This is a genomic window from Ruegeria marisrubri (genome assembly GCF_001507595.1).
GTDB classification, from domain to species: Bacteria; Pseudomonadota; Alphaproteobacteria; order Rhodobacterales; family Rhodobacteraceae; genus Ruegeria; species Ruegeria marisrubri.
On record NZ_LQBQ01000035.1, the window covers coordinates 109,462 to 117,869 of the forward strand.

Consider the following 8,408-nt stretch of genomic DNA (forward strand, 5'->3'; position numbering starts at 1 on the left):
CAAGCAAGGAGAACCGGCATGACCCTCATCGCTGGCCGCAACGACGTTACCTTCAAATCCATGGGCTGCAGGCTCGCCGCCCACCTCTACACGCCCGAGGGCTTTTCCGAAGAGGGCAGATATCCGGCTGTCATCATGTCGCCCCCCTTCAACCAGGTCAAGGAGCAGACCATGGCCGTCTATGGCCGCGAACTGGCCGCGCGTGGATACGTGGCGCTGGCCTTCGACCATATCGGTTATGGCGACAGCGAGGGCGAGATCCGCAACAATGAAAACTCGTGGGTCAAGATCGAGTCGATCCGCGACGCGATCAGCTTCATGGGCACGCTGCCCTTCGTGGATCGTGACCGCCTGTTCGGCCTCGGCATCTGCGCTTCGGGCGGCTACATGGCGCTGGTGGCCACGACCGACAAGCGGCTCAAGGCCGTCGCCAGCGTATCGGGGATGCTGGGCAACAAGGCCAGCTACTTCGAAGCGATGGATCGTGAGACCATCACCGCCCTGATCGCTGCGCAGAACGCGGGGCGGCAGAAGGCCTATGAAACCGGAGTGATCGACTATGTGGACGCTTTGGGCATCGCTGCCGAGGAAGAAGCGATCAAGGCCGGGGCGACCCCGAGCGAAGGCTATGACTACTACATGACCGAGCGGGCGGGCGCACAGACCTATCCGAGCTACAGCCACCTCTCGCCCTCCTTCATGCTGGAAGCGCCGATGCTGGCCGATGCCATGAACTATGCACCATATGTCTACACGCCCTTCATCGGCATCGTCGGGGAAAGGGCGATGGACCCGGCTCAGGGGCTGTTGGCTACTGGCCTGCTGACCAAAGCCTTCGTCGAGGCGGCTTCGGACCCCAAGGAGTTCGTCGAGATCTCGGGTGCCTCCCATGTGTCGCTCTATGACATCCCCAAGGATGTGGAGCGCGCTGTCGCGGCTATGGACGGGTTCTTCCGTAAACACGGCGGGGCAATTGCACTGGCGGCTTGACCTCTGCTGCGTTCAAGCCTGTCGGCATGTTTCTTCCAGGGGGCCTGCACAAGACGTGCAGGCCTCTTTCATTCCTTGGCGTGGTGTCCTAGCTGGCCGCAAGCTCCTCGGACGGGATGATCGGAAAGAACTGGCCCGAGGACCAGACGCCGAACCAGCCGTCATGTTCGACGCCCAGATCGAACAGCCGGTAAAAGCTTTTGCGGTCGATCAGAGCCTCCAGATTTGCGCGAACCAATACATACGGCGACGGCTCGTCTGTTTCCGGATCGCGAACAATTCGGATGGGGTGATCCGGTCCGGCCACCGCCGTGTCACCGACATGGGTGGTGAAGGTGATCACCTGATCCTTGCCTTCGCCGGACACCTCGAAATCGACGGCCACGAAGGGCGCGTCGTCGACCGTGATGCCGACCTTTTCGACCGGGGTGACGAGGTAATACTTGCCGTCCTCCTTCTTGAGGATCGACGAGAACAGCTTGACCAGTTGGAACCGGTTGATCGGGGTTCCCTGATAGAACCATGTCCCGTCGCGCGCGATGCGCATGTCCAGATCCCCGCAAAAGGGCGGGTTCCACAGGTGGACCGGCGGCAAGCCCTTGGTTTTGGCGGCTTTGACCGATGCTTCCAGCCCTTCGGCCGACGGTGTCACGGCTTTTTGTCCACTCATTGTTTTTGCCATTTCCTCTCAGCGCGATACACTCTGGAAATATACGCCCACGGAAAGGAAAGTCATGTCCGAACCCGCAGACCTCGTCGCCGAGATCGAAGCCCTCGAAGAAAAGCTGCAACGGGCCAAGGCCTCGATCACCCGCAGGTTCATCGGACAGGAGCGGGTCGTCGATCTGACGCTGACCGCGCTCTTGTGCGGGGGGCACGCGTTGCTGATCGGTCTGCCGGGGCTGGGCAAGACGCGGCTGGTGGAAACGCTCTCGACCGTGATGGGCCTGCATGGCAACCGGATCCAGTTCACGCCCGACCTGATGCCGGCCGACATTCTGGGCTCCGAGGTGCTGGACACCGCCGAGGATGGCAGCCGCCATTTCCGTTTCATTCCCGGGCCGGTCTTCTGCCAGCTTCTGATGGCGGACGAGATCAACCGCGCCAGCCCGCGCACCCAGTCGGCGTTGCTGCAGGCGATGCAGGAACGCACGGTGACCGTGGCGGGCGAGGACCGGCCGCTGGGCGTGCCATTTCACGTGCTGGCCACGCAGAACCCGATCGAACAGGAGGGCACTTATCCTTTGCCCGAGGCGCAGCTAGACCGCTTCCTCGTGCAGATCGACGTGGACTATCCCGACCGCGAGACCGAGCGGGACATCCTGCTGGCCACCACCGGCGTCGAAGAGGACACCTCTGACCAGGTCTTTACCAAGGACGAACTGCTCGAGGCGCAGGTCCTGCTGCGGCGGATGCCGGTCGGAGACTCCGTGGTCGAGCTGATCCTCGATCTGGTGCGCGCCTTCCGGCCCGAAGAGCCCGGCGTGTCCGAGCGGGTGGCCGAGACGGTTGCCTGGGGTCCCGGCCCCCGCGCCGCGCAGGCGTTGATGATGACGGTCCGGGCGCGCGCGCTGCTGCAGGGACGGCTGGCCCCGAATGCCGAGGATGTGCTGGACATGGCCCGCCCGGTGCTCAGCCACCGGATGGCGCTGAACTTTGCGGCCCGCGCGCGCGGTGACAGCCTGGCCGAGCTGATCGAAAGCACGGCTGACGGGTTGTCCCGCAGCGAGGCCGCGGCGTGAGCGTCGCGCCGACCTTACGCGAAAGATCCGAGGCCGAGGCGTCACGGCTGCCGCCCCTGCTGGCGCGCGCCGAGCACCTCGCGGGCACCGTCCTCCTAGGTGAGCATGGTCGGCGCAGGGCGGGGTTGGGTGATGATTTCTGGCAATACCGGCCGGCCCAGACCGGGGACAGCAAGCGGATGATCGACCACCGGCGCTCGGCCCGGGGCGACGTGCAATATGTGCGCGAACGCGAATGGCAGATCGCCCAGTCGGTGATGCTCTGGGTCGATCAGGGCGCCTCGATGCGGTTTTCCTCGGATCGGAACCTTCCGACCAAGGTGGATCGCGCACGGCTGCTGGGGCTGGCCACCGCGATCCTGCTGGTGCGCGGTGGCGAGCGCGTGGGCCTGACCGGCACGACCCTGCCGCCCCGGCGCGGCAACGAACAGATCCTGCGGCTGACGCAGGCCCTGTCGCAGGATACGGACGTGGACTATGCGCCGCCCGAGCACCGCGCGATGATCCCCCATGCGCGGGCCGTGTTCATTTCCGATTTTCTGGGCGACCTGTCCGAGGTCGAACTGGCCCTGACCAAGGCCGCCGATCGCGGGGTGCGGGGCGTTCTGCTGCAGGTGCTGGACCCCAGCGAAGAGAACTTCCCCTACCGGGGCCGCACGATCTTTGAAAGCGTCGCCGGATCGCTGCGCCATGAAACGCTCAAGGCGGGCGACCTTCGCGACCGCTACCTCGAGCGCTTGGCCCGGCGCAAGGATGACTTACATCAGTTGTGTCGCGCGACCGGCTGGCAGCTGGGGCTGCATCACACCGGCGACAGCGCGCAGGCTGCGCTGCTGTGGATCTACCGCGCGCTGGACGGAGGAACCAGATGACAGTGCTGGCTGGCATCGGCTTTACCGCGCCCTGGATTCTTCTGGGGCTGCTGGCCTTGCCAGTGCTCTGGCTGATCCTGCGCGCCGTGCCGCCCGCGCCGATCCGGCGCCTGTTCCCCGCTGTGACTCTGCTGCTGGGCCTCAAGGATGACGAGAGCGTGTCCGACCGCACCCCGTGGTGGCTGCTGTTGCTGCGGATGGCGGCGGCGGCGGCCATCATCATCGGGCTGGCGGGGCCGGTTCTGAACCCGTCGCGCGATGAGACGGGCACCGGCCCGCTGCTGCTGGTGCTGGATGCAAGCTGGGCCGGGGCCTCGCGCTGGCCCGCGACGCTCAACCAGATCGACGCCCAGCTGACCGATTCCGGGCGGGCAGGCCGACCGGTGGCGATCCTGCGGCTGAGTGAGCCGGAAGCGCCTGTGTTCCAGTCAGGCGAGGCGTGGCGCAGCCGTTTGCCGGGCCTTGCCCCGATGCCGTGGCAGCCCGGAGAACAGCAAGTTGCCGCCGCGATCGAAGCGATAAGCGCGATCGACGGGGGCTTTGATACCAACTGGTTTAGCGATGCGCTGGACTATGACGGCCGGGAGGCGATCCTTGCGGAACTGCAGTCGCGCGGGAACGTCACCGTCTACCGCGCGCCCACCGCGGTGATGGGCCTGTTGCCCTCGACCTTCGAGGATGGCGCGATCAAGCTGACGGCCACGCGATCCGAGCCCGGTCCGGCCCAGAGCGTGACCCTGCTGGCCCAAGGGCGGGATCCCGCCGGGACGATGCGCATTCTTCAGACCGCCACGGCCGAGTTCGCCGATGGCGCGACGCAGGCCGAGGTGTCTCTGGCGCTGCCGTCGGAGCTGCGGGCGCGGATCACGCGGTTCGAAATCCAGGGGCAGCGGTCGGCCGGCGCGGTGAGCCTGACCGACGACAGCCTGCGCCGGCGCGAGGTGGCGCTGATCGCGGGTCGCCGCAACCGCGAGGGGCTGGAGCTGCTGTCGCCCCTGCACTACCTGACGCACGTTTTGGTCCCGACGGCGGATTTCGTCGATGGCGCGCTGCTGGAGGTGCTGCCCGCCAATCCCGACGTGATCGTTCTGGCCGACGTGGCCACCCTGTCGGAAAAGGAAGAAGCGGACCTGGTGGAATGGATCGAAAAGGGCGGCCTGCTGCTGCGCTTTGCCGGTCCCAGAATGGCCGCAAGCGATCTGGGCCGTCATGAGGAAGAGGTTCTTCTGCCGGTTCGCCTGCGCGGCGGAGGCCGCACGGTGGGGGGCGCCATGAGCTGGGGCGAGGCCAAGGGGCTTGCGCCCTTCCCCGAGAACTCGCCGTTCTACGGGCTCTCCATTCCCGATGACGTCACCGTCAGCACGCAGGTCATGGCCCAGCCCGATCCCAACCTTGCCGACCGGGTCATCGCCTCGCTCAGCGACGGCACGCCGCTGGTCACCCGCAAGCCGCTGGGGCTGGGGCAGGTGGTTCTGTTCCATGTGACCGCCGACGCGGAATGGTCGACCCTGCCGCTTTCGGGGCTGTTCGTCGAGATGCTGGACCGCCTTGCCGTGGCCTCGGCCGCCAAGGCCCGCACCGAGGCGCAGCTGCAGGGCACCGCCTGGGCGCCGGCGCAGGTTCTGGACGGTTTCGGCGGCCTGTCGGATGCGGGCAACCTGGCCGGGGTGGACGGTATGGAGCTTGTCTCGGGACGGATCGGGCCCGACCTGCGCCCCGGACTCTATCAAAGCGGCAAGGAGCGTCTGGCGCTCAACGTCTTGCCCGAAAAGGCCGAATTGCAACCGGCCGTCTGGCCCGCGGACGTGCCCGTCAAGGGGCAGGAGGTGAACCGCGAAAAACCGCTGGGCGGGATGTTGCTGGCCCTTGCGCTGGTGCTGCTGACCGCCGACGTGGTGGCCTCGCTGGCCCTGTCCGGGCGGCTCGCCCTTGCCCGCGCGGCGATGTTCGTCATGGCAGCGATCCTCGCAGCCCCGCAGGCCCATGCGCAGGACCAGAGCGACACGGAATTCGCGATCAACGCCAGCAAGGAACTGGTGCTGGCCCATGTGCTGACCGGCGACCGCAAAGTGGATGAGATCGCGCGGGCCGGGCTGCGCGGCCTGTCCGACACCCTGTTCTACCGCACCTCGGTCGAGCCGGCCGAGCCGATCGGCGTCGATCTGGAACGCGACGAACTTGCCTTTTTCCCACTGCTCTACTGGCCAATCACGCCCGAGCAGCCAAAACCGTCGGCCGAGGCCTATGCCAGGCTCAACACCTATCTGCGGTCTGGCGGCATGATCCTGTTCGATACCCGCGACGCGGATATCGCCCGCTTTGGCTCGGCCAGTCCGAATGGCCGCAAGCTGCGGGAACTGGCCGCGCCGCTGGACATCCCTCCGCTGGAGCCGGTGCCGCGCGACCATGTTCTGACCCGGACCTTCTATCTGCTGCAGGATTTCCCCGGCAGGTATGCCGGTGCCGAGGTCTGGGTCGAGGCCGCGCCGGCGGATGCCGAGCAGATCGAGGGGATGCCGTTCCGCAACCTCAATGACGGCGTGACGCCGGTGGTGATCGGCGGAAACGACTGGGCCGGCGCCTGGGCCGTGGACCGGAACGGGCAGTCCCTGCTGCCGGTCGGGCGGGGCTATGCCGGTGAACGGCAGCGAGAGCTGGCGCACCGCTTTGGCGTCAACCTGGTGATGCATGTGCTGACCGGAAACTACAAATCGGATCAGGTCCATGTGCCTGCCTTGCTTGACAGGTTGGGACAATGACCGGAACCGTGATCTTCGACCCGCTGATCCCGTGGCCTGCGCTGGCCGCCGTCGCAGCCATCGCCCTGGTCGGCGTCATCCTGGCGCTGTGGCGCGGGCTGTCGGGCTGGGCCTTGCGGGGGCTCGCGGCCCTGATCGTGCTCGCCGCGCTGGCCGGCCCGGTCTACCAGATCGAGGATCGCGCGCCGCTGACCGACATCGTGCTGATGGTCGAGGATGAAAGCGCCAGCCAGAAGCTCTCGGACCGGGCCGAACAGACCAGCCGGGCCGCCGAGGAACTGGCCGCCATTCTCGAGGCGCGCGAGAACACCGAGCTGCGCCGCATCCGCGTCGGGGATGGCGAGGGCGACGAGGGCACGCAGCTCATGACCGCCCTGACCGAGGCGCTGGCCGAAGAGCCGCGGGCGCGTGTCGCCGGGATCATCGCGCTCTCGGACGGGTTGGTTCATGACGTCGAACAGGCGCCCGACCTGCCTGCGCCGATGCACCTGCTGTTGTCAGGACGGGCCGAGGACTGGGATCGCCGCATCCTCGTGCGCAATGCGCCGGCCTTCGCCATCATCGACGAACCCGTCACGTTGACGCTGCGGATCGAGGACAGCGGCGCGGTTCCCGCCACGCGGCGGATTGCAAAACTGGAAATCACCGTCAATGGCGGCACGCCCGAACGGTTCGACGTGCCGATCGGGCAGGACATCGAACTGCCGGTCACCCTGCCGCATGGCGGGCGCAACGTGATCCAGTTTTCGGTTCCGGTGGCCGAGGGCGAGCTGACCGACCGCAACAATACCGCGCTGATCCAGATGAACGGCGTGCGCGACAGGCTGCGGGTGTTGCTTGTTTCGGGCGAGCCCCATGCGGGCGGGCGCACATGGCGCAACCTGCTGAAATCCGACAGTTCCGTGGATCTGGTGCATTTCACCATCCTGCGCCCGCCGGAAAAGCAGGATGGCGTTCCGGTCGATGAGTTGTCGCTGATCGCCTTCCCGACGCGCGAGCTGTTCCTGGAAAAGATCGACGATTTCGACCTGATCATTTTCGATCGCTACAAGCGGCGGGGCATTCTGCCGGCGATCTACCTCGACAACGTGACGAGTTACGTCAATGCGGGCGGTGCGGTGCTGATCGCGGCGGGGCCGGATTTTGCCTCGGCCGACAGCATCTTCCGCTCGCCGCTGGCCCCGATCATTCCCGCCGAACCGACCGCCCGCGTGATCGAGGACCGCTTCGTTCCCACCGTCACCGATCTGGGGCACCGCCACCCGGTGACCGCCGAACTGGGCGACGCCGAGGACTGGGGCGCATGGCTGCGGCAGATCGAGGTCGAGCATCGCTCGGGCGAATTGCTGATGACCGGGCTCGACGACCGTCCACTGCTTGTGCTCGACCGGGTCGGCGACGGTCGGGTGGCGCTGCTGGCCTCGGACCATGCGTGGCTGTGGAGCCGTGGTTATGAGGGCGGGGGGCCGCAACTGGAACTGCTGCGGCGGCTGGCGCATTGGATGATGAAGGAACCGGAGCTCGAGGAAGAGGCGCTCTGGGCCGAGGCCACCGGACAGTCCATGCGCATCATCCGCAGAACGCTGGCCGACGAGGTCGGCCCCCTGACCATCACCCGCCCCAACGGCGAGTCGCTTGAGATGCCGCTGGAAGAGGTATCGCCCGGCCGGTTCGAGGCCCAGTATCTGGGGCCGGAAATCGGCCTCTACCGGCTGCAAGAGGGCGACCGCGAGGCGGTGATCGGTCTCGGCCCGGCGTCTCCGAAAGAGTTCGAACGCACCATCGCCACCGGAGAGGTTCTCGAGCCTGTTCTGGCCGGCCTGCGCGGCGGCGTCATGCGGCTGGAGGATGGGTTGCCCTCGATCCGTTCCGTGCGCGAAGGTCGCCCGGCCTCGGGGCGCGGCTGGATCGGCCTGACGCCGCGCGGGGCCTACGAGACGCGCGATGTCACCCAGGCGGGCCTGCTGCCGCCCTGGCTGGTGCTGCTGCTGGCGGGCGGGTTCCTGCTGGCCGGCTGGTTGCGTGAAGGCCGGCATTGAGGCTGC

Annotated in this window: 6 protein-coding genes; 5 read left to right on the forward strand and 1 reads right to left on the reverse strand. The window is 66.9% G+C overall.

Translation table 11 applies throughout. The features are described 5' to 3' along the window. The first annotated feature begins 18 nt into the window (after positions 1 to 18). Positions 19 to 990, forward strand: coding sequence for an alpha/beta hydrolase (locus AVO45_RS14750; protein WP_068348297.1), 972 nt, complete (start codon positions 19 to 21; stop codon positions 988 to 990). Between the two features lie 88 nt (positions 991 to 1,078). On the opposite strand, the gene AVO45_RS14755 is transcribed toward AVO45_RS14750, so the two are convergent. Continuing rightward, complete coding sequence (locus AVO45_RS14755; protein ID WP_068348299.1) at positions 1,079 to 1,660, reverse strand: DUF1285 domain-containing protein; 582 nt, start codon at positions 1,658 to 1,660, stop codon at positions 1,079 to 1,081. Between the two features lie 64 nt (positions 1,661 to 1,724). Between AVO45_RS14755 and AVO45_RS14760 the strand changes: the two genes are divergently transcribed. Genes AVO45_RS14760 through AVO45_RS14775 form a run of 4 tightly spaced genes read left to right on the forward strand, consistent with a single transcriptional unit; the run spans position 1,725 to position 8,402 of the window. After that, a complete protein-coding gene (locus AVO45_RS14760; protein WP_068348301.1) occupies positions 1,725 to 2,732 on the forward strand; it encodes an AAA family ATPase in 1,008 nt (335 codons plus the stop codon). Continuing rightward, positions 2,729 to 3,604: a DUF58 domain-containing protein gene (locus AVO45_RS14765; RefSeq protein WP_068348302.1), complete on the forward strand. Its 876-nt coding sequence runs from the start codon at positions 2,729 to 2,731 to the stop codon at positions 3,602 to 3,604. The genes AVO45_RS14760 and AVO45_RS14765 overlap by 4 nt, the downstream gene beginning before the upstream one ends. Further along, positions 3,601 to 6,363: a DUF4159 domain-containing protein gene (locus AVO45_RS14770; RefSeq protein ID WP_068348304.1), complete on the forward strand. Its 2,763-nt coding sequence runs from the start codon at positions 3,601 to 3,603 to the stop codon at positions 6,361 to 6,363. The genes AVO45_RS14765 and AVO45_RS14770 overlap by 4 nt, the downstream gene beginning before the upstream one ends. Then, entirely contained in the window at positions 6,360 to 8,402 is a 2,043-nt protein-coding gene (locus AVO45_RS14775) for a hypothetical protein (protein ID WP_068348306.1), read from the forward strand. Before AVO45_RS14770 ends, AVO45_RS14775 begins: the two co-directional genes overlap by 4 nt. Positions 8,403 to 8,408 lie beyond the last annotated feature (6 nt).

What these genes read in the sequence shown, in the direction of transcription:
- AVO45_RS14770 (WP_068348304.1), top strand. Translation starts at nt 3,601, where the DNA reads ATGACAGTGCTGGCTGGCATCGGCTTTACCGCGCCCTGGATTCTTCTG.
- AVO45_RS14755 (WP_068348299.1), bottom strand. Translation starts at nt 1,660, where the DNA reads ATGAGTGGACAAAAAGCCGTGACACCGTCGGCCGAAGGGCTGGAAGCA.
- AVO45_RS14775 (WP_068348306.1), top strand. Translation starts at nt 6,360, where the DNA reads ATGACCGGAACCGTGATCTTCGACCCGCTGATCCCGTGGCCTGCGCTG.
- AVO45_RS14760 (WP_068348301.1), top strand. Translation starts at nt 1,725, where the DNA reads ATGTCCGAACCCGCAGACCTCGTCGCCGAGATCGAAGCCCTCGAAGAA.
- AVO45_RS14750 (WP_068348297.1), top strand. Translation starts at nt 19, where the DNA reads ATGACCCTCATCGCTGGCCGCAACGACGTTACCTTCAAATCCATGGGC.